This window comes from Micromonospora sp. URMC 103, assembly GCF_051386435.1.
GTDB lineage: Bacteria > Actinomycetota > Actinomycetes > Mycobacteriales > Micromonosporaceae > Micromonospora.
In genome coordinates, this window is record NZ_JBPQTR010000006.1 from 127121 (window position 1) to 148293 (window position 21173).

The following is a 21173-nucleotide window of genomic DNA, read 5'->3' on the forward strand; positions in this document are numbered from 1 at the left end:
ACCGTCCGCACCGGGCGGCGGGCGGCGGCGCGCCGGCTCAGGGGAGCACGCAGGTGGGGCTGGGCACCGGCACCGGTTCGCCGACCGCCTCGGGCACCCCGCTGTCGGGGTCCACCCGGAACACCCGGATCATGTCGGCCCGCTCGTCGGCGACGTACAGGTGCTCTCCGACGAGCGCGAAGTGGCGCGGCCACTCGCCGTCGGTCTCCACCTCGGCCACCAGGGCCGGTCGCTCGTCCCGCAGGTCGAAGACCGCCAGGGTGCCGACGCCCCGGTTCGCCACGTAGAGGAAACGGCCGCCGGGTCCCACCGCCACCTCCGACGGTTGCACGTGCCCCGGCCGGCCGCTCGCGTCGACCCGGCTGCGCCGGTGCAGCGAACCGTCGGCGGTCAGCTCGTAGCCGGTGACCGTCGCGTCCAGCTCGCCCACCAGGTAGAGGCGCCGCCCGTCCGGGTGCCGGGCCAGGTGGCGGGGGCCGGCGCCGGCCGTCGTGTGGACCCGCGGGGCCCGGGGCACCAGCCGCCCGGTGGCCGCGTCCAGGTCGTACCGGTAGACCGAGTCCGTGCCGAGGTCGACCGCGAGCAGCGGGCCGCCGGCCGGGGCCGGGGAGACCATGTGGGCGTGCGCGCGCTCCTGGCGCTCCGGGTCGGGCCCGCGCCCCTCGTGCACCACCAGATCGCTGCGCTCGCCGGGCACGCCCTGCTCGTCGAGCGGGAAGACGGACACGCTGCCGCCGCCGTAGTTGGCGGCCAGGAGGTGGCTCCCACCGGGCACCACGGCCAGGTGGCAGGGTTCCGCGCCCCCGGTGGGACGGGTGGCCAGCGGCGTCAGCTCGCCGTCGCCGCCGACCCGGAACGCGCTGACCTCGCCCGCGGGCAGTTCGTTGACCGCGTACAGGACGGGCAGCCTCGGGTGCCGGGCCAGGAAGGACGGCGAGGCGGTGGACGCCACGACGCCCAGCGGCGTCAACGCGCCGGTGGCCGCGTCCCGTCGGGCCGCCACGATGCCGGTGCCCCGCCCGCCGCTCTCCGCCGTGTAGCACCCGATGTGGACGACCTCGCCGCGACCGCTCACCGTTCCGCCTTCCGCCGACGTCCTGGTCCGATCCAACCAGAGGCGTCCGGCGGCGGCACGGCAACCGGACGCGTCCGACGACCGGTCAGGCCGCGGGAACCGGCTCGCCCCGCTGCCGGGCCACGTGCTCGACCAGGGAGATCAGCACCAGCTTGCCGGACTGCCGGTCCCGGGCGTCGCAGAGCACCAGCGGCACGTCCGGGTCGAGGTCCAGCGCCCGGCGTACGCTCTCCAGGTCGAACCGGCGCGCCCCCTCGAAGCAGTTCACACCCACCACGAACGGGATCCCGCGCTGCTCGAAGTAGTCGATCGAGGGGAAGCAGTCGGCGAGCCGGCGGGTGTCGGCGAGGACCACCGCACCGAGCGCACCGAAGGCCAGCTCGTCCCAGAGGAACCAGAAGCGGTCCTGCCCCGGGGTGCCGAAGAGGTAGACCTGAAGGTCGTCGTTGATGGTGATCCGACCGAAGTCCATGGCCACCGTGGTCGTGGCCTTCCCCTCGACCCCGGAGAGGTCGTCGGTGCCGACGCCGGCGCCGGTGAGGATCTCCTCGGTCTGCAACGGCCGGACCTCGCTCAACGCGCTCACGAGCGTCGTCTTGCCGGCGCCGAACCCGCCCGCGATGAGGATCTTCAGGGCCAGCGGGACCCGGGTGCCGGAGTCCGTCCGGTCATAACGCACGGAGTCCACTGACCACCGCCTTGAGGATGTCGTCGTCGGGAAGGGGCGCGGCGGCCGGTGGTTCGTGGACCGCGACCAGGCCGCGCGCGAGAAGGTCACCGAGCAGCACCCGGACCACGCCGACGGCGAGGTCCAGCTCGACCGCCAGCTCCGCGACCGGGACGGGCCGGTACGCCAGCTCGACCAGTCGCCGGTGCTCCGGCGGCAACGGCGTGTCGGTGGTGCCCGCGGCCGGGCCGGCCAGCACGAACGCCACCAGGTCGAACCCGTCGGCGGCGGACCGGACCCGGCCGCCGGTGAGGGTGTACGGACGCACGACCGGACCGGCGGCGTCGTCGAGCCACTCGTGCTGCGGCCCGGGCGGCTCAGTCAGCATCGACGGCCCCCGCCGTCGACCGGGCCGGCGCGCTGAGGTACTCCCCGACCCGGGTCACGAGCATCGCCATCTCGTACGCCACCAGGCCGATGTCGGCGTCCGCGTCGCTCACCACGGCCAGGCAGGCGCCCTGCCCGGCGGCGGTGACGAAGAGGTACGCCGACTCCATCTCCACCACGGTCTGGCGCACGTGCCCGCCGTCGACGTGCCGGCTCGCTCCCCGCGCCAGGCTGGCGAACCCGGCGGCGAGGGCGCACAGGTGCTCGGCGTCAGCCCGGTCCAGGTCGGCGGTGGCACCGAGCAGCAGCCCGTCCGCCGACAGCACGACCGCCTCGCGGGCGGCCGGTACCCGTTGCACCAGTTCGTCGAGCAGCCAGTCGAGATCGGCGCTCTGCTCCGTCGATTGCCGCACTAGGCGTCCCTCTCACTCTCGGTCGGTCGTTCACCTGCCGCCGGTGGTTCGGGCGGCAGCGGCACCGGTCGCTCGCCGGCACGAGGGGTCGTGCCGGCGGGGTCGACCGGCGCCGACGCCGCGCCGGCCTCCGGTACCGCCGGACGGACGTCGCCCGCCGCCGGAGGCGTCGAACGGGCCGCGTCGGCGGCGCGGCGGCCCCGGGCGGTGCCGGCCTGCAACGCCGACATCACCCGGCGCACCTCCTCCGGCGGGCGTGGGGTCGGGGTGTCCGTGGCCGGATGCCGCGGACGGGCGGACGGGCCCCGGCGTCGTACCCGGCGGGGCAGGCCGTCGATTTCTCCGGCGGCGTCCGGGCCGGTGGCGCCGTCCGCGTCGCCGATGGCCTCTCGCGGTGGCTGCGCAACGCCGCCGGCCGTGGCCGGTCGAGGCGGCGCCGACGCGGGCGTGGACGGGTCCGCGGACGCGGTGTCGGGCTGCTGGCCGCGGCGGGCGGCGGCGCGTGGCCGTGGGACGCCGCTCCGCCGCGTCCCGCCGGTGAGCCGCCGTGTCGGTCGCCCCGGGGAACGGCCCGTCGAGTCCAGTACGGACGATGCGGGTTCCTCGGTGACGAGGTCGTTCGGGACGAGCACCACGGCGATGATCCCGCCCGCCTCGGAACGGCGCAGGCTGACCCGCACGCCGTGCCGGACGGCCAGCCGCGCCACGACGAACAGGCCGAGCCGGGCGCTCTCGGCGGGAGAGAACTCGGGCGAGCGCGCGAGCCGGCGGTTGGCGTCCTCCAACGCGGTGTCGGACATGCCCAACCCGCTGTCGGTGACCTCCAGGGCGTAGCCGTTGGCCACCCGCTGGCCGGACACGGCCACCCGGGTGGCGGGCGGGGAGAACGCCGTCGCGTTCTCGATCAGCTCGGCGAGCAGGTGGATCACGTCGCCCACGGCCCGCCCGAGGACCCCGGCCGGCTGCACGTCCACGATGTCCACCCGGTCGTACGCCTCGACCTCCGAGATGGCTCCGCGCACCAGGTCGAGCATCGCGACCGGGTTGCGCCAGCCCCGGCCGGGCGCGGCGCCGGCCAGGATGACCAGGTCCTCCGCGTGCCGCCGGAGCCGGGTGGCCAGGTGGTCCACCTGGAACAGCTCGGCCAGCTCGTCCGGGTCCTCGGCGCTCCGCTCCATCGTGTCGAGCAGCGCGAGCTGCCGGTGCACGAGGCCCTGGCTGCGCCGGGCGATGTTGAGGAAGACCTCGTTCAGGCCCCGGCGCAGGGTGACCTCGTCCACGGCCGCCTGCACCGCCGTGCGCTGCACCTCGTTGAACGCCCGCCCCACCTGGCCGATCTCGTCGTCGCCGTACTCCAGCGGCGGCGCCTCGCGGGCCACGTCGACCTGCTCGCCGCGGCGCAGCCGGGTCACCACGTCGGGCAGTCGTTGCTCGGCCAGTTCGAGCGCGGCGGTCCGTACGCCGCTGAGGCGGCGGGCCAGGGTCCGGCCGACCCGCACCGACACGAGCACCGACACCACGACGGCGACCAGGCCGAGCACGCCAGCGGCGGCGAGCCGGACGAGGACCCGGACCGCGGTCGGCACCGACCGGTCGGCGAGCCCGTCGGCCGCGTCCAGCTCGAACTCGCGTAGCTGGCGCTGGACCTCGTCGTAGTCGGCCTGCCACGCGGCGGGGTCCACCCGCGGCGGCGCCGCGCGGTCGGCGGCCACCAGGCCGTCCTGCATCGCCCGGAGCCGGGTGAACGCCTCTCCCTCGGTGAGCCGCTGGTACGCCGCCCGCTCGGCCGGCGGCAGGTCGGCCACCGCGTCCTCGGCCAGGAACCGCTGGTTGCCGATGACCTGCACCAACCGGGCGTGCTCGCCCTCGGCGAACCGGCCGGCGGTCACGGCGCCGGCCAGCAGCGCGTCGGTCTGCCCCAGCAGCTCCCGGGAACGGCCGAGCGCGGTCAGCGCCCGCGCCTCCCGGTTGAGGTCCGGCTCGGGCAGCGCCGCCGTGGCGGCGAACGCCTGGAACGCCGAGCCGACCATGCCGTTGTAGAGGCCGAAGGCCCCGGGCCGGTCGAGCTTCCGCTGGTCGATGAAGTCCCGCCCGGCCGGCAACGCCTCGAGGGCGGTGACGAGCTGGTCGATCCGGGCTTCGAGCGGCGCGTCGGCGGCGTCCCGCAGCTCCTCGCCCGCGACCCGGCGGCGCAGCTCGTCGATCGCCCGGTCGGTCCGTTGCCGCTGCTCGGCGAGGGCGGGCAGGGTGCCGGCGCCGGCCAGTTGCACCACGGTGAGCCGGCGCTCGCGTTGCAGCTCGGCCACGACCGCCTCGCCGGGTCGGCCCAGGTCGTAGAGGTAGGTGCGGGCGGCGAGCAGGTCGAGCGCCGGGCCGAAGGTGAGCGTGGTCGCGAAGATCCAGAGCGCCAGCAGGGCGGTCACCGGTACGACGACCAGCGCCGTCAGCTTCGAGCGGATCGGCCAGTCGCGCGTTCTCATCGGACCTCGCCCGGAAGGTGTGGCAGAAGGGGCGCCGGCGACGGCCGGGCAGCGCTCCCACCGGGGCAGCGTCCCGGCGCCTGGCACCGGGCACCGGCACGGGCGCCTTGGGCAGGATACGTAATCCCGGACGGATGCACTACCGCCCGTTGCGACTACCATGACGCTCCGATGTGGAGCCGGACGGCGACGGGTGGCCGGCCGCCGGTGACCGACGGGCCCCGGGTGGGTCGGGCGTTGATCGACTCGGCGTGCCGGAGTTCCCGGTGCCGACCGACGTCGCGGGCCCGGCCCGGGGCTGGGCGCTGGCGATCGGAAAGCCGGCTCGCTCGCGGGCGGCGGGCAGACCGTCCCGGCCGGTTTTCTGGGGTGGATCAAGTCTCGGTGTACGGCTGCGCGCGCCGTCGCGGCGGGTGGCCCGGAACGCTTCCCCAGGAAAGTGCCACCGATCGGGATTGGCGATCTGTGCGGCGAGGGAATACCGGGTGACGAAGGAGGAGCCATGTCGCCCACGCAGATAATCGTCGTCATCGTCGCCGTGCTGGTGATCGCGGCGCTGGCCGTCGCCGTCCGGACGCTGGCCCGCCGCCGGTCCCTGCGGGACCGCTTCGGCCCGGAGTACGACCGGGTGGTGGCCGAGCGCGACAGCCGCGCCGCCGCGGAACGGGAACTCCGGGACCGGGAGCGCCGGCACGCGGAGCTGACGCTCACCCCGCTCGACCCGGAGTCCCGGGCCCGCTACGCCGCCGCCTGGGAGGAACTCCAGGTCCGTTTCGTCGACTCCCCCGCCGAAACCGTGGGCGACGCGGACGAACTGGTCACCCGGTTGATCGCGGAGCGCGGCTACCCCACAGGTGACTTTTCCGACCAGGCCGCCCACCTGTCCGTCGAGCACGCCCGCACCCTGACCCACTACCGGGACGCGCACGAGATCCACCTGCGCAACACCCGGGGCGAGGCCAGCACGGAGGACCTGCGACAGGCGGTCGTGCACTACCGCGCGCTCTTCGCCGACCTGCTCGGCGAGGATCCGCTGAAGCCGCGGCCGCCGGCGCCCCGCGAGTCCGACGAGGCCCTCGGGGACCGGGCCGAGCCGGCAAAGCACGAGCGCGGGCCGGACGACCCGGCGGACCGCATCCCGGACGGGCCCGAGCGCCATCCGGAGCGGCACCACCCGGACACGCCCCAGGACGTCACCAACCGCTGAGGAGGCACCGCGATGCGCCAGGAAGAGCAGCAGGTGAGCAACGACCACCCCGAGGCCGTGCGGTCCAACCCGGTGCCCGTTCCCCCGGAGGGCGGCCGCGGCGGCCGGTCGGGGGTGCCGGAGGACGCGCTCGACGACCGGGGCACCTTCGACGACCCGTCGGTCGCCGGCGAACGCGACGACACGACGGCGGACGACGACACGAGAGCCGACGACGCCCGTGTCGCGCGGACGGCGCGCCGGGACGCCGAGGAGGGCGGCTTCCACGATCCCGGACCGGTGCCGACCGCGCTGGGCGCTCCCACCGTGGCGGGCGCGGTGGCGGCGGCCGCCATGGCCAGTCCCCGGCCCGAGGACGAGGTGGACCCGCGGGCGGAGCGCACCGCCAGCCCGGGCGACGGCGCCGAGGAGGGCGAGCGTGAGGGGTTGCGCGCCGACCCCACGGCCGAGCTGCGCGGGGCCCCGGTCAGCACCGCGGCCGCCGCTTCCCCGCAGTCCTCGACCACGGTCGTGCCGCCCGCCGCGAGCGAGGGCGATCCGGAGCGCCGCGCCGACCTGACCCCGCCCGGGGGCGACCCGGGGGCGGGACCCGCCGGCTACGGCAGCGCCTCCCCCCGCATGGTCGACCCGGACGCGGTGTCACCGGACGCCGACCCGACCAGCGCCGCCGCCGCCGCGACCCCGGTCGCGGCCGGTGGGGCCACCGCCGGCACCCTCTCGTCGGCCGGGACCGCCCGACCGGTCGGGTCGACGGTCGCGGCCGAGCCGGCGAGCCTCTTCGACCCGGCCACGGCCCAGGGCTTCCGGGACCGCTGGCGCGACGTCCAGCTGCGTTTCGTGGACGACCCGCGGGCCGCGGCCGGTGAGGCCGAGGCGCTCGTGGAGGAGGCGATCGACGCCCTGTCGGCGGCGCTCGCGGCGCAGCAGACCACCCTCGGCGGGTGGCAGGAGGCCGGCTCCGCGGACACGGAGGAGCTGCGGATGGCGGTCCGCCGGTACCGGGACTTCCTGGACCGGGTGCTCGGCCGCTGACGGATCACACCGGGCGCGGGACGGGGATCCGCGCGCGCCCGGGCAGGACGCGAGGGTGCCCCGGCCGACGGCCGGGGCACCCTCGCACGCACGGAGCGGACATCAGGGCAGGCGTGGATTTTCACGTTCGGGGGTAGTAGGCCGCCCGCACCCGGACAGGGACGGTCGAACGGAAGGTGACGGGATGGACGGCGGCGGACTACGGCTGAACATGAACGCCCTGGACTATGTCCTCCTGGCGCTCTACTTCGTGACGGTGCTCGGGGTCGGCTTCGCCGCCCGCCGCGCGATCCGCACCAGCGTCGACTTCTTCCTCTCCGGCCGCTCGCTGCCGGCGTGGGTGACCGGCCTGGCGTTCGTGTCGGCCAACCTCGGCGCGCTGGAGATCATCGGCATGGCCGCCAACGGCGCCCAGTACGGCGTGATGACCGTGCACTACTACTGGATCGGCGCGGTCCCGGCGATGGTCTTCCTCGGCATCGTGATGATGCCCTTCTACTACGGCTCCAAGGTCCGCAGCGTCCCCGAGTACCTGCGGCTGCGCTTCAACCGCCCGACCCACCTGCTGAACGCGATCACCTTCGCGGTCGCCCAGGTGCTGATCGCCGGGGTCAACCTCTACGCGCTGGCCCTGATCATGCAGGCGCTGCTCGGGTGGCCGCTCTGGGTGGCGATCATCGTGGGCGCGGCGATCGTGCTGGTCTACATCACCATCGGCGGTCTGTCCGGTGCCATCTACAACGAGGTGCTCCAGTTCTTCGTGATCATCGCCGGTCTGGTGCCGATCACCGTCATCGGCCTCGTGAAGGTGGGCGGCGTGTCCGGCCTCATGGACGCGGTGCGGGACTCGAAGCTCGGCGAGGCGGGGCTGCACGCCTGGCAGGACACCGGCAGCTCGGCCAATCCGCTGGGCGCGCACTGGCTCGGCATCGTCTTCGGGCTCGGCTTCGTGCTCTCGTTCGGCTACTGGACGACCAACTTCGCCGAGGTGCAGCGGGCGCTCTCGGCCAAGAACATGAGCGCCGCCCGCCGTACGCCGATCATCGCCGCGTACCCGAAGCTCGTGATCCCGGCGGTGACCGTGATCCCCGGCCTCATCGCCCTGGTGACGGTGCAGGGGCTCGGCGCGCCGAGCGGCGACCTGGTCTACAACAACGCGATCCCGCTGCTGATGCGCGACCTGCTCCCCAACGGCGTGTTGGGCGTCGCGGTCACCGGCCTCGTGGCCTCGTTCATGGCCGGCATGGCGGCGAACGTGAGCGGTTTCAACACCGTCTTCACGTACGACATCTGGCAGGCGTACTTCCGGCGGGACCGGCCGGACGACTACTACGTGCGGGTCGGCCGGATCGCCACCGTCGTGGCCGTGGTGGTGGGCATCGGCACGGCGTTCATCGCGGCCGGGTTCAGCAACATCATGAACTACATCCAGGCGCTCTTCTCGGTGTTCAACGCCCCGCTCTTCGCCACCTTCATCATCGGCATGTTCTGGAAGCGGATGAGCCCCCTGGCCGGCTTCTGGTCGCTGCTGTCGGGCACCGTCGTCGCGGTGGGGACGTACCTGCTCTACAAGGGCGGGGCGATCCACTTCAACTCCGACCTGGAGGAGAGCTTCTGGGGCGCGGGGCTCGCCTTCGTGACGGCGGCCGTGGTCGCCGCGATCCTCACCCCGCTGACCGCCCCGAAGCGTGACGAGGACCTGCGCGGGCTGGTCTACGGCACCGGTGGCATCGATCTGAAGGGCGACGTGCTGGCCGGCGACACGGCCTGGTACCGCTCCCCCGTCCTGCTCGGCGTGATCGCCCTGGCGCTCGCCGTCGTCCTCTACATCCCGGTCTTCTAGGAAAGGGTCCGCACCATGGCAAACCGCAGCGAGCCGGACCGCGATCCGCTGGTCACGGGAGCCGAGTCGGAACAGCGGCGCTCGGCCGCCGCGCGCCTGTTCGACATCCGCCGAGTGATCGGCGGCCTCTTCGCCGTCTACGGGATCATCGTCACGCTGGTCGGCGTCTTCGACAGCCAGAGCGAGATCGACAAGGCCCAGGGCCTCCGGATCAACCTCTGGTCCGGCCTCGCGATGCTCGGCTTCGGGCTGCTGATGCTGCTCTGGCAGTGGGTCCGGCCGGCCGAGGCGCCCGCCGACCAGGAGCACCAGAGCGGCGCCGACACGCCCGGCGGGTCCGGACCGGGCGCCGCGGACGGGCGTTGACCCCCGGGGTGCCGTACCCGTGCCGCCGGGCTCCGGCGGGATGCTCCCGCGCATGACCCCACCCGCACGGGGTAGGCGAAGGGGATCAGGGAACGCGCCTCGGGAGAGGGAGGGCAGCAGCATGACCGATCGCGACCGCCAACCACCGCTGGAGGAGAGCCCGGAGATGGCCGCGGCGGTGGACGACGACAGCACCGTCCCGCAGCTCCGCACCGGAGGCGGCGCGGACCGGGACAACCCGACCTTCGCCGAGCCGGGTGACCAGGGCGCGCCGAACGACGAGATCATCGGCGACCCGTACGCGGCGGGGACCGGCGCCACCGGGACCGGCACCGGCGCGGGCGGTGACAACATCCGCACCGGGGCGGAGCAGCCCTGGGACCCGGAGGACCTCGTGATGGCCCGGGGCCAGGACCTCACGCCGGAGAACATCGAGCAGGCCCGTCGGGACCTCGACGAGCTGGGCCAGGCCGCGGTGGAGCGGACCGTGCCCTGACCCGTACGCGACGGCGGGCGGGCCCCCTCCCCGATCCCCGGCGGGTGGGCCCGCCGTTCCGCCGGAGTGGCGGTGTCCCGATCGGCCGGACACCGCCATCTCGCCGAACATGGCGTCGATCAGGGGCCTGTCCTCGTCGGCCCTCCCCGCCCACACACAGCCGCCCACCGGTTCCCCGGTCGGGCGGCTTTCGTTCGTCCCGTCACCGGATCCGGGCACCACGGACAGGCCGGCCCCCGGGAGCACGACGGCGACCAGTCCGGCCCAGGCCGGCCCCGACCCGGAGACTGCGGCCGGCGAGGCCCGGACGCGGTGGGACCGCCCGGTCGGGCCCGGACACGGTGGGACCGCCCGGTCGGGTGACAAGGCCATGGGAGGACCGGAAGACAACCGGTCGGCACGGAAAGCCGCGTACCACCCTCATGGTGCGTACGGCCAGCAAACGTAGAAACGTGAATCTTTCCCTGTATAGGTCATGAAACGGTCTAACGTCAGCCTTAGCTCGGGGGCACCGAGTTCAGGACAACAGGGATGGAGTGACGCAGGTCATGGCTAAGAAGATGCTCGGAAAGGTCGTCGCGGGCGCCGCCCTCGGTGGGGCGTCCCTCCTGGTGTTCACGCCGGGGGTCGCGCTCGCGGACGGGCACCACGACGGCAAGGACCGCGACGGCAAGGTCCTGGCCAAGCCGCACGTCGTGAAGGCCGGTGAGGAGGTCAAGCTCCTCGAGATCTGCTCTGAGCGGCAGGAGCACGCCTTCGTGTGGTCGAAGGTCACCGGCAAGGTCGACCTCAAGCCGGTCAAGGACGACCGCGGCGACTGGCGCGACGAGGACCGTGGCGGCAAGGACGAGCACGGCAAGGACGACAAGGGCCGCGACCACGAAGGCAAGGACGACAACGGCAAGGACGACAAGGGCCGCGACCACGAGGGCAAGGACGACAACGGCAAGGACGAGCACGGCAAGGACGACAAGGGCCGCGACCACGAAGGCAAGGACGACAACGGCAAGGACGAGCACGGCAAGGACGACAAGGGCCGCGACCACGAAGGCCGGGAGAACGGCGACAACGGCGGCGACAACGGCGACTGGAACGGCCAGCCGCCGGCCGACGGCCAGCAGCCGCCCGCCAACGAGGGACAGCCCCCGGCCGACGGCGGGCAGCCGAGCGGTCAGGGCGGCGGCGCCGCGGACGGCTCCGCGGACGACCGCAAGGACGACCGCAAGGACGAGCACGGCAAGGACGACAAGGGCCGCGACCACGAAGGCAAGGACGAGCACGGCAAGGACGACAAGGGCCGCGACCACGAAGGCAAGGACGACAACGGCAAGGACGAGCACGGCAAGGGCGAGGACCGCAAGGACTGGAACGGCTACGAGCACGGCCAGGACGCCGAGAACCGCGGCGACGAGGGCGACAAGAAGGACGACAAGGGCAAGGAGCACGGCGGGTACGGCTCCGACGAGTACGGCTCGGACGAGTACGGCTCCGACGAGTACGGCTCGGAGTGGAAGAAGGACGACAAGTCCAACGAGCACGGCGAGTACGGCTCGGAGGAGGGCCGCTCGGACGAGTACGGCTCGGACCGCAAGGACGAGGAGTCCAAGAACCACGACGGGTACGGCTCCGAAGAGGGCCGCTCGGACGAGTACGGCTCGGACCGCAAGGACGAGAAGTCCGGCGACTACGGCAAGGACGAGGACCGCTGGGAGCACAAGCGGGACTTCCTGTACTACGGCGAGGCCAAGGTCGACCGGGACGCCAAGCCGGGCCGCTACGAGCTGAAGGGCTCCTGCGGCGAGGGCGAGCTCATCGTCCTGCCGCACGGTGGGGTCGACGGCGGTGACGGTGGCTCGGCCGCCGGCACCGACAAGAACCTCGCCGCGGGTGGGGCCAGCCTGCTCGGTGCCGCCGCGCTGGGCGGGATCGTGCTGATGCGTCGTCGGCGGACCGATGAGTCGGTCGCCTGACGCGACGGCGACAGGGGCCGGCGGCCGTCACGGGAAACCGTGGCGCGCCGCCGGCGCCGCCGTCGTCGTGCTGCTCGCGCTGGCCGGCGCCGGCATGATCGGCGTCTCCCTGCAGGAGAATCCCGCCCCCCGCCCGCCGCAGCCGCTGGCCCAGGCCGCCCCCGACGCCAGCGGGCCGGCCGAGGCGGACCAGCCCGCCGAGGGGGCGCCGGCCGCGGCGGCCCTGCCCCGGTCCACCCCCACCACCATCGCCATTCCTCGGATCGGGGTGGACGCGCAGATCATGTCGCTCGGCACGAACCCGGACGGCACGGTCCAGGTCCCTCCGCTCGACCAGGCTCAGCTCGCCGGCTGGTACGAGCCGGGCCCGAGCCCCGGCGAGGTCGGCAACGCGGTCATCGTCGGGCACGTGGACTCGGCGAAGCTCGGCCCCGCGGTCTTCTTCGACCTGGGTGCCCTGCAACCGGGGGACACCGTCACGGTGAACCGGCAGGACGGGAGGACGGCCACCTTCCGGGTCGACTCGGTGAAGTCGTACCCGAAGACGTCGTTCCCCACCGAGCTGGTGTACGGGCCGAGCGACCGGCCCGGCCTGCGGGTGGTCACCTGCGGCGGCCAGTTCGACGAGAACGCCCGCAGCTACCTCAACAACATCATCGTCTTCGCGAGCCTCGTGGGCTGACCGGAAGGCGACGGGCCGGCCGGTCGGGTCTCCCCGACCGGCCGGCCCGCGTACGCGTCCGGTCAGGCCGCCGCGGCGGAGGTCCGCACCAGGGTACGGATCTGGCGCAGCAGCACCGACAGCGCGGCGAGGTCGGCCCGGGACTCGTCGAACTCGCCCATGGCCCGCCGTGTCCGGTGGATCGAGGTCGCGTTCGACTGCTCCCACTGCTGCACCCGGTCCTGCGGCGACTGGCTGTCCGGAGTGGAGTCCAGCACCTCCGCGGTGAGCGCCGCCAGCGCCGCGTAGAGGTCGTACCGCAGCGCCATCCGGGCCAGCGTCTGCCACCGGTCCTCCCGCGGCAGCAGGGAGATCTTCGACAGCAGCGCGTCGACGCGGAACCGGTCGGAGAGCACGAAGTAGACCGGCGCCACCTCGCCGACGTCCCGGCCCCGGCTCGCCGCGGTCTCCACCACGTCGAGCAGACCGAAGCTGTACATCAGCCGGGTCGACTGCTCGGCCAGCTCGCGCGGCAGCCCCCGCTCGGTCATCGAGTCGATGTGCGCCGAGATGGCCTCCCGCTCGCTGCCGTAGAACAGGTCCTCCAGCCCCGGCAGCAGTCGCGCCACCCCGTCGCGGAGGCGGGCGATCTCCGCCGGCACGTCGATCGGCGAGCGGCGGTTGGTCACGAGCCACCGCACGGCACGGTCGAGCAGCCGGCGGGTGTCCAGGTACACGGTGGTCTGCAGCTCGGGCGAGACCTTGTTGTCCAGGTTCTCCACCGCGTCCCACAGCTCACGCAGCCCGAACACCTCGCGGACCACGACGTACGCCCGGAGCACGTCCGCCGCGGAGGCGGCCGTCTCCTCCATCACCCGGAACACGAACGAGATGCCGCCCCGGTTGATCGCCTCGTTGACCAGCACCGTCGTGACGATGTCCCGGCGCAGCCGGTGCCGCGCCATCCGGTCGGCGAAGCGCTCCCGCATGGGCGTCGGGAAGTAGTTGACCAGGACCTCGGTCGTCCACTCCTCGTCGGCCAGCCCGTCGGCGAGGATGTCCCGCTCCAGGACGATCTTGACGTACGCGAGCAGCACCGCGAACTCCGGCGCCGTCAGCCCGGACTCGACCCGGACCGCGAGCTCCTCGTCCGGCGGCAGCGCCTCCAGCGAGCGGTCGAGGGCGCCGGAACGCTCCAGCTCGTTGATCATGCGCCGATGCACCGGAAGCAGCGAGGCGGCCTGCGCCTGGGCGTTGTTGATCGCCCGGGCCTGGTCGTAGTTGTCCCGCAGCACCAGGTCGGCGACCTCGTCGGTCATCTCGGCGAGCAACTCGTCCCGCTCACCCGTGGTCAGCTCCCCGTCGGCGACCGCGGTGTTCAGCAGGATCTTGATGTTCACCTCGTGGTCCGAGGTGTCCACACCGGCCGCGTTGTCGATGAAGTCGGTGTAGATGCGGCCGCCCGTCAGCGCGTACTCGATCCGGCCGAGCTGGGTGAAGCCCAGGTTGCCGCCCTCGCCGACCACCCGGCAGCGCAGGCTCCGGCCGTCCACCCGGATCGCGTCGTTGGACTTGTCGCCCACCTCGGCGTTGGTCTGGCTGGACGCCTTCACGTACGTGCCGATGCCGCCGTTCCAGAACAGGTCCACCGGCGCGGTCAGGATCGCCCGCATGAGTTCCTGCGGGGAGAGCTGGTCCACGTCGTCGGCCAGGCCGAGCCGCGCGCGGACCTGCGGCGTGATCGGGATGGACTTCGCGGTACGCGGGAAGATGCCGCCGCCGGCCGAGATCAGCTCGGGGTTGTAGTCCTCCCACGACGAGCGGGTCATCTCGAACAGCCGCTTCCGCTCGGCGTACGACGTGGCCGAGTCCGGGTCCGGGTCGAGGAAGATGTGCCGGTGGTCGAAGGCGGCCACCAGCCGGATGTGCTCGGAGAGCAGCATCCCGTTACCGAAGACGTCGCCGGACATGTCGCCGACGCCGACCACGGTGAAGTCCTCGCTCTGGGTGTCGTGCCCCAGCTCCCGGAAGTGCCGCTTGACCGACTCCCACGCGCCGCGGGCCGTGATGCCCATCTTCTTGTGGTCGTAGCCGGCCGAGCCGCCGGACGCGAACGCGTCGCCGAGCCAGAAGTTGTGCGCCTGCGAGATCTCGTTGGCGATGTCGGAAAACGTGGCCGTCCCCTTGTCGGCGGCGACCACCATGTACGGGTCGTCGCCGTCGTGCCGGACCACGTCGTCCGGCGGCACGATCTGCCCGCCCACGATGTTGTCGGTGACGTCGAGCAGCCCCGACACGAACTCCTTGTAGCAGGCCACGGCCTCGTCCCGGTCGCCCGGCTTCTGCTTCAGGACGAAGCCGCCCTTGGCGCCCACCGGCACGATGACGGTGTTCTTCACCATCTGCGCCTTGACCAGGCCGAGCACCTCGGTGCGGAAGTCCTCCCGCCGGTCGGACCAGCGCAGCCCGCCCCGGGCCACCGGCCCGAACCGCAGGTGCACACCCTCGAACCGGGGCGAGTACACGAAGATCTCGAACTTCGGTCGGGGCGCCGGCAGGTCCGGGATCGCCTGCGGGTCGAGCTTGAACGCCACGTACGACTTGGGCCGCCCGTCCGCGCGCCGCTGGTAGAAGCTCGTCCGCAGCGTGGCCTGGATCAGCGTGAGGTACGCCCGCAGGATCCGGTCCTGGTCGAGGCTCGCCACGTCGTCCAGCGCCTCGCGGATCGACTCCACCAGCTCGGTGCTGCGCCGCTGCCGCTCCTCGGCCTCCGTCCCGCCCGGCGCGAACCGGGTCTCGAAGAGCTGGACGAGCAGCTCCGCGATCTGCGGGTAGGCGATGAACGTCTGCTCCATGTAGTCCTGCGAGAAGACCGTCCCGGCCTGCCGCAGGTACTTCGCGTACGCCCGCAGCACCACGACCTGCCGCCACGTCAGCCCGGCACGAAGCACCAGCTCGTTGAAGCGGTCCACCTCGGCCTCGCCCCGCCACGCCGCCGCGAAGGCGTTCTCCACGTGCGGGCGCACCTCGGCCAGCTCCTGGTGCCCCTCGGGCAGGTGCAGACCGAAGTCGTACAGCCAGATGCGGCCGTCGACGCGGTCCACCTCGTACGGGTGCTCGTCGACGACCCGTACGCCGAGGGAGTGCAGCACCGGCAGCACGGCGGAGAGCATCATCGGCTCGCCGTACCGGTAGACCTTGAACCGGACGTCCAGCGTCTCGTCCACGTCGCCCGGCGCCCGCGCGCCGGCCCGGGGGGCGAGCTGCTTGCGGAACAGGTGCATCTCGAGCTGGCCGGGCTCCTCCAGCAGCTCCAGCTTCGCGAGGTCCTTCATGGCCTCGTACGGGGTGTGCCCGTCCTTGTAGCCCTCGGGGAACGCGTCGGCGTACCGGGCGAACAGGTGCTTGGCCTGCTCGTCGCCGAGCTTGCGCTCCAGCACCAGCCGGTAGTCGTCGTCCCAGAGCCGGGTCGCGTCCGCGAGTTCCTCGGCGAGCAGGTCGGCGTCCACGTCGCGGGGCGGGTCGGTCGGGTCGGTCCGCACGATGAAGTGCACCCGGGCCAGCATCGACTCGGTGACCCGGGTGGTGTAGTCCACCCCGACCCCGTTCAGCTCGCGCAGCAGGATGTCCTGCATCCGCAGCCGGTTCTGCGTGGTGAACCGGTCCCGCGGCAGGTAGATGAGGCAGGAGATGAACCGCCCGTACGCGTCCCGGCGCAGGAAGACCCGCAGCTGCCGGCGACCGGCCATGCGGAGCACGCCGATCACCGCGTGGTACAGGTCGTCGGTCTTGATCTGGAACAGCTCGTCCCGCGGGTAGGTCTCCAGGATCTGGAGCAGGTCCTTGCCGGAGTGGCTGCGCTGGCTCAGGCCGGAGCGCTCCAGCACCTCGGCGACCTTGCGGCGGACCACCGGCAGCTCCCGCACGCTGGTGCGGTACGCCGCCGTGGAGAACAACCCGAGGAACCGGCGCTCGCCGACCACCGCGCCGGACTCGTCGAACACCTTGAAACCGATGTAGTCCAGGTACGCCGACCGGTGGACGGTGGCCCGCGAGTTGGCCTTCGTGATGATCAGCAGGCGCTTCTCGAGCACCTTCTCGTGCGCCTCGGGAGTCATCGACGACAGCGCCCGCGCCTCCGGCGCGTCCTGCCGCAGGATGCCGAGCCCGGTGCCGAGCACCGCCTCCAGGGCCTGCCCGCCCTCCGCGGTCTCGACCAGCCGGTACTCCCGGTAGCCGAGGAACGTAAAGTGATCTTGGGCGAGCCACCGAAGCAGCTCCACCGAGTCGGTGATGTCCTTCTCCGGCACCGGCGGCCGGTTGTCGCTGGTCCGGGCGGCGGCCAGCTCGTCGGCGAGCGCGAGGGCGCGCTGGCGCATCTTCGGCCAGTCCTCCACGGCCTCCCGGACGTCGGTGAGGACCCGCTGGAGTTCGCGGCGGAGCCGTTCCCGTTCCGCCGCGTCACGGACCGGATCTATTTCGATCCGCATCCAACTTTCCACAAGATCGCCGGCGATCGCGTCGTCCGGCTCGACGTCCGCCGCCACCTCCATGAGGCGGCCCAGCGGCTCGCGACGCACCACCACGAGCGGGTGGACCAGCAGGTGGACGTCCAGATGGTACGAGTTGAGCAGAGCGGTCACGGAGTCGACCAGGAAGGGCATGTCGTCGACGACGATCTCGATGACCGTGTGGTGCTGCTCGGCGTCCGGCTCGTGGATCCGCAGCTTCAGCTCGCCCGGCACCCGCTGCTGCGCCAGGTCGCGGTGCGCGCGGGCCGCCTCGAGCATCTCCTCGGCGGTGAAGCCGATCAGCTCCTCGTCCGGCGCGAACCGCCAGAAGCGGCTGACCAGTGTCGCGGCGTCCTGGTCGTCCCCCGCGAGCGCCACGGCCTGGGCCACCAGGCGCTCCACGTTGGGTACCGGTTCGTCGAGCTCGGCGTCCTCCACGTCGTCGGCCAGCGCCTCTGTCGGCAGGCCGAGTTCGTAGATGGTGTCGATGCTCGACCCGGTCAGCCCGGTCACGCCCGTGTCGAGCCGGCCGTAGCCGTCTCCGTCGGTCGCCGAATCGAAGCTGTCGTCGTTCCGGCCGGAGTCATCCTGCCGGAGGTCGGGTTCCGGTTTGATCGCCGGACGCCGGTCCATCGGTGCCACTCCCCTCGACCCACAGCATTGTGGGTCACTCTGCCGCCCAGCCTAGGCCCTGCCGGTCTACCCCTTCGGAGGCGGACCACGGGCCGGACGTCCGGATCGGGACTTTGTCCTTTCACCCGTTGCGGGTCCGAGGTTGGCCGCCTGCCGAGTACCCCGCCACGCGATGTTCATCACACTGTCGCGGGTCCGTCTTTCGGCACGTCGGAGCCCAGCCGGGGACGATGGGGACGGCCTGCGCGTACTACCGTGAGGCGGCCCGAGATCGGAAGGGACTGCTCCATGCGCCTGTCGTACCCGCACCGCCCCACCTCCACCCGCACACGGCGTCCGCTCGCCGTCCTCGCGGTGACCGCCCTCGCGGCCGCAGGCCTGACGGCCTGCTCGGACAGCGACGGTCCGGGGCGCACCGTCGACGCGTTCCTGGCCGGCTGGCACTCCGGTGACCTCCAGGCGGTCGGGTTCGTCGACCCGCTCGGCGCCAAGCTGCCGGCCAGCGACGTCGCCGACGCACTCAAGGACCTGTCCGGTGAGCTGGCGGCCACCCCGCCCACGGTGCGCCGGCAGGGCGACCCGAAGATCACCAAGGACATCGCCACGAGCACGGTCCGCGTCGACTGGACGTTGCCCGGCGGGGCGCACTGGACGTACGACCGGCAGGTGCGCCTCACCCGGGGCGACGACGACCAGTGGCAGGTGATCTGGGAGCCGCAGCTCGTGCAGGAGAAGCTCACCAAGGGTGACCGCCTCGGGCTGCGGCGGGACGCCAGCCCCCGCGCGGGCTTGCTCGACGGCGCGGGCCAGCCGATCGTGGCGCCCCGCTCGGTGGTGCGGGTGGGTGTGCAGCCCGGCGAGGTGACCGACGTCAAGGGTCTCGTCAGCAAGCTCGACGCCGCCTTCAAGGCGATCCGGCCGGCGCTCGTGCCGGCGGTCGACCTCGCCGACCTGCCCAAGCGCATCGCCGAGGGCGGCGCCGGCGACTTCGTCGAGGTGGTGACGCTCCGGGACGAGGCGTACCGCCAGATCAAGTCGCGCATCTACGATCTGCCCGGCACCAAGTTCCGCTCCGAGAAGCTCGACCTGGCGCCCACCCGTGAGTTCGCCCGGGCGCTGCTGGGGTCGGTGGACCCCGCGCAGGCCGACGACCTGGCCGCCCACCCCGACCGGTACGCGGCCGGCGACCTCGTGGGCCACGGCGGCCTCCAGGGCCGTTACGACGAACGGCTACGGGGCAAGCCCGGCCTCACCGTGCTCATCGAGCGCGCGGGCGAGGACGGCAAGCTCGTGCCGACCGGCACCGAGGTGTTCCACAGCGACCCGGAGCCGGGCCAGCCGCTGAAGACCACACTCGACGTGTCCGTCCAGAACGCGGCCGACAACGCGCTGCGCCCCGAGAAGAAGCGGAGCGCCCTGGTGGCCGTACGCATCAGCGACGGCACCGTGCTCGCTGCGGCGAACGGGCCCGGTGCGACCGGGGAGAACCTCGCCTTCGACGCCCAGGTCCCGCCCGGGTCGACCTTCAAGATGGTCAGCGCGCTCGGCCTGCTCGACAAGGGCGCCGTCACGTCGACGACGCCGGTCGACTGCCCGAAGACCTTCACGGTGGACGGCCGCTCGTTCAAGAACTCCGACAACTTCGCGCTCGGCTCGGTGCCGTTCCGCACGGATTTCGCCAAGTCCTGCAACACCGCCTTCGCGGCGCTGGCACCGAAGCTGGGCGCCGACGGCCTGGCCGCCGCCGGCCGCTCGCTCGGCCTCGAGGGCCAGTGGGACCTCGGCGTGGACGCGTTCTCCGGCAAGGTCTCGGTGAACGGGTCCCCGGCCGAGCAGGCCGCCGCCGCCTTCGGGCAGGGCACCACCGTGGTCAGCCCGCTGGCCATGGCCGCCGCCACCGCGGCCGTCGCCCGGGGCCGCTTCGAGCAGCCCAAGCTGTTGCTGGACCCGGCGCCCGCGAAGCCGGCCGGGGCCGGGCCGCAGCTCAAGCCCGAGTCGGTGGAGGCGTTGCGGGGCATGATGCGCGAGGTGGTCACCACGGGCACCGGGACGGCCCTCAAGGACGTGCCCGGCCAGCCGGTGTACGGCAAGACCGGCACCGCCGAGTACGACGACAACCCCGCCCACACGCACGCCTGGTTCGTGGGCTGGCAGGGCGACGTCGCGTTCGCCGTGTTCGTGGAGGAGGGCGGGGCCAGCACGGCCACCGCCGTCCCGATCGCGGAGCGCTTCCTGCGGGCCCTCTCCCGCTGACCGCCCCTTCGCGCCGGGGGCTGGCCGTCCCGCCCACCGGGTCGGGTCGCGCTCCCTGATCGACTCGGCTTCGGCGATATGGCGGTGTCCCGCTTGCCAGGACACCGCCATATCGGGGAACCGGAGTGGATCAGGACGGGCCCCGGGGACCGGGTGAAGCAGTTGCGGGGCGGACGCTGTCGAGCTGCCCCAGATATGGGGCAACCGGGGTGGCCGCGACCGGCCGTGTTCCAGCCCCCGGTCGACGCGGGCTCGACGTCGAGCCGACCGGGCTGCCTTCGGTGGACCCGCTCCGCCTGGCCGATCCCTAGGCGCTCGAACGAGTCCGTCCGACGCTAGGGCCGACCCCGGCTGCCTTCGGTCGCGGCACCGCCGATCTACTCCGACCCACGTTCAATCGACTCGACCCCACGCTCGATCGACTCCACCCCGCGCTCGCTCGACTCCAGCCCGCGTTCGCTCGACTCCACTGTCCTGAAGTCGGGGTGTCCCGCCGCGCCGCACACCCCGACTTCAGGGAAGCCGGGTCGATCACCGCGCCCCAGATCTGGGGCAGCTCGACAGGCCCCGCGACGACCCCCCGACCACCGCCGCCCCAGGCGAAGCCGGCACCACGACACCGCGGCACACCCGCCTACGCCAAGACAAAGCCGATCACCGCGCCCCAGATCTGGGGCAGCTCGACAGGCCCCACGACGACTTCCCGACCACGCCGCCCCAGGCGAAGCCGACACCAGGCGAAGCCGGCACCACGACATCGCGGCACCGCGGCACACCTGCCTCCACCAAGACCCAGCCGACCGCCACGCCCCAGATCTGGGGCAGCTCGACAGGCCGCGGGACACCCGTCCCGACCGCCGCGGATCAGGCGAAGCCGGCGGCGGAGCGGGGGTTGTCGTCGTCCGACGACGGCCTGCTCGTCTCCGGCCCTGCCTCGTCCGGTGGCACCGGCGCGCGGCGCAGCCGGCCTGGACCGGCCGACGCGGGCGGCCCGACCGGCTCCAGCCCGAGCGGCCCGACCGGCCCGAGGGAACCCGCCACACCGGACCGCGCCGGCACACCCGACTGCGCCGCCACGCCGGACTGCGCCGGCACATTGGGCTTCACCGCCACGGCGGACGCCTCGGCCGGATCGGCCGGCGGCGCCGGAACGAGGGCCTCCGAGGGATCGGGATCGTC

General features: G+C 73.1%; 14 protein-coding genes. 8 read left to right on the forward strand and 6 right to left on the reverse strand.

The window, feature by feature from the left end:
- Positions 1 to 37 precede the first annotated feature (37 nt).
- The 5 genes from ACSNOA_RS26865 to ACSNOA_RS26885 all read right to left on the reverse strand — a co-directional run bounded on the left by ACSNOA_RS26865 (position 38) and on the right by ACSNOA_RS26885 (position 5022).
- Positions 38 to 1075 carry a lactonase family protein gene (locus ACSNOA_RS26865; protein WP_436662575.1) on the reverse strand — a complete coding sequence of 346 codons (1038 nt, stop codon included), beginning with the start codon at positions 1073 to 1075 and terminating at the stop codon, positions 38 to 40.
- Positions 1076 to 1160: 85 nt separating this feature from the next.
- Complete coding sequence (locus ACSNOA_RS26870; protein ID WP_436662576.1) at positions 1161 to 1763, reverse strand: GTP-binding protein; 603 nt, start codon at positions 1761 to 1763, stop codon at positions 1161 to 1163.
- The gene (locus ACSNOA_RS26875) at positions 1744 to 2130 is read right to left on the reverse strand and encodes a DUF742 domain-containing protein (RefSeq protein ID WP_436662577.1); all 387 of its coding nucleotides are present in this window, start codon (positions 2128 to 2130) and stop codon (positions 1744 to 1746) included. Before ACSNOA_RS26875 ends, ACSNOA_RS26870 begins: the two co-directional genes overlap by 20 nt.
- Positions 2120 to 2542: a roadblock/LC7 domain-containing protein gene (locus ACSNOA_RS26880; RefSeq protein WP_436662578.1), complete on the reverse strand. Its 423-nt coding sequence runs from the start codon at positions 2540 to 2542 to the stop codon at positions 2120 to 2122. The genes ACSNOA_RS26875 and ACSNOA_RS26880 overlap by 11 nt, the downstream gene beginning before the upstream one ends.
- Positions 2542 to 5022, reverse strand: a complete 2481-nt coding sequence (locus ACSNOA_RS26885) for a nitrate- and nitrite sensing domain-containing protein (protein ID WP_436662579.1) — start codon at positions 5020 to 5022, stop codon at positions 2542 to 2544. Before ACSNOA_RS26885 ends, ACSNOA_RS26880 begins: the two co-directional genes overlap by 1 nt.
- A 502-nt stretch (positions 5023 to 5524) precedes the next feature.
- On the opposite strand from ACSNOA_RS26885, the gene ACSNOA_RS26890 reads away from it, so the two are divergent.
- From ACSNOA_RS26890 to ACSNOA_RS26920, 7 genes are all read left to right on the forward strand, one after another.
- Positions 5525 to 6229, forward strand: coding sequence for a hypothetical protein (locus ACSNOA_RS26890; protein WP_436662580.1), 705 nt, complete (start codon positions 5525 to 5527; stop codon positions 6227 to 6229).
- A 12-nt stretch (positions 6230 to 6241) separates the two neighbouring features.
- Positions 6242 to 7261 carry a hypothetical protein gene (locus tag ACSNOA_RS26895; RefSeq protein ID WP_436662581.1) on the forward strand — a complete coding sequence of 340 codons (1020 nt, stop codon included), beginning with the start codon at positions 6242 to 6244 and terminating at the stop codon, positions 7259 to 7261.
- Between the two features lie 184 nt (positions 7262 to 7445).
- Positions 7446 to 9104, forward strand: a complete 1659-nt coding sequence (locus tag ACSNOA_RS26900) for a sodium:solute symporter family protein (RefSeq protein ID WP_436662582.1) — start codon at positions 7446 to 7448, stop codon at positions 9102 to 9104.
- Positions 9105 to 9119: 15 nt separating this feature from the next.
- The gene (locus tag ACSNOA_RS26905; RefSeq protein WP_436662583.1) at positions 9120 to 9470 is read left to right on the forward strand and encodes a hypothetical protein; all 351 of its coding nucleotides are present in this window, start codon (positions 9120 to 9122) and stop codon (positions 9468 to 9470) included.
- A 121-nt stretch (positions 9471 to 9591) separates the two neighbouring features.
- On the forward strand, positions 9592 to 9966 hold the full coding sequence (locus ACSNOA_RS26910) for a hypothetical protein (RefSeq protein WP_436662584.1): 375 nt from the start codon (positions 9592 to 9594) through the stop codon (positions 9964 to 9966).
- A 548-nt stretch (positions 9967 to 10514) separates the two neighbouring features.
- On the forward strand, positions 10515 to 11936 hold the full coding sequence (locus ACSNOA_RS26915) for a hypothetical protein (RefSeq protein ID WP_436662585.1): 1422 nt from the start codon (positions 10515 to 10517) through the stop codon (positions 11934 to 11936).
- Positions 11920 to 12618, forward strand: a complete 699-nt coding sequence (locus tag ACSNOA_RS26920) for a class F sortase (RefSeq protein ID WP_436662586.1) — start codon at positions 11920 to 11922, stop codon at positions 12616 to 12618. Before ACSNOA_RS26915 ends, ACSNOA_RS26920 begins: the two co-directional genes overlap by 17 nt.
- Before the next feature lie 62 nt (positions 12619 to 12680).
- Here ACSNOA_RS26920 and ACSNOA_RS26925 read toward each other — a convergent pair whose 3' ends face one another.
- A complete protein-coding gene (locus ACSNOA_RS26925) occupies positions 12681 to 17741 on the reverse strand; it encodes an NAD-glutamate dehydrogenase (RefSeq protein ID WP_436662587.1) in 5061 nt (1686 codons plus the stop codon).
- A gap of 288 nt (positions 17742 to 18029) precedes the next feature.
- On the opposite strand from ACSNOA_RS26925, the gene ACSNOA_RS26930 reads away from it, so the two are divergent.
- Positions 18030 to 19994, forward strand: a complete 1965-nt coding sequence (locus ACSNOA_RS26930; protein WP_436662588.1) for a penicillin-binding transpeptidase domain-containing protein — start codon at positions 18030 to 18032, stop codon at positions 19992 to 19994.
- Positions 19995 to 21173: the final 1179 nt, after the last annotated feature.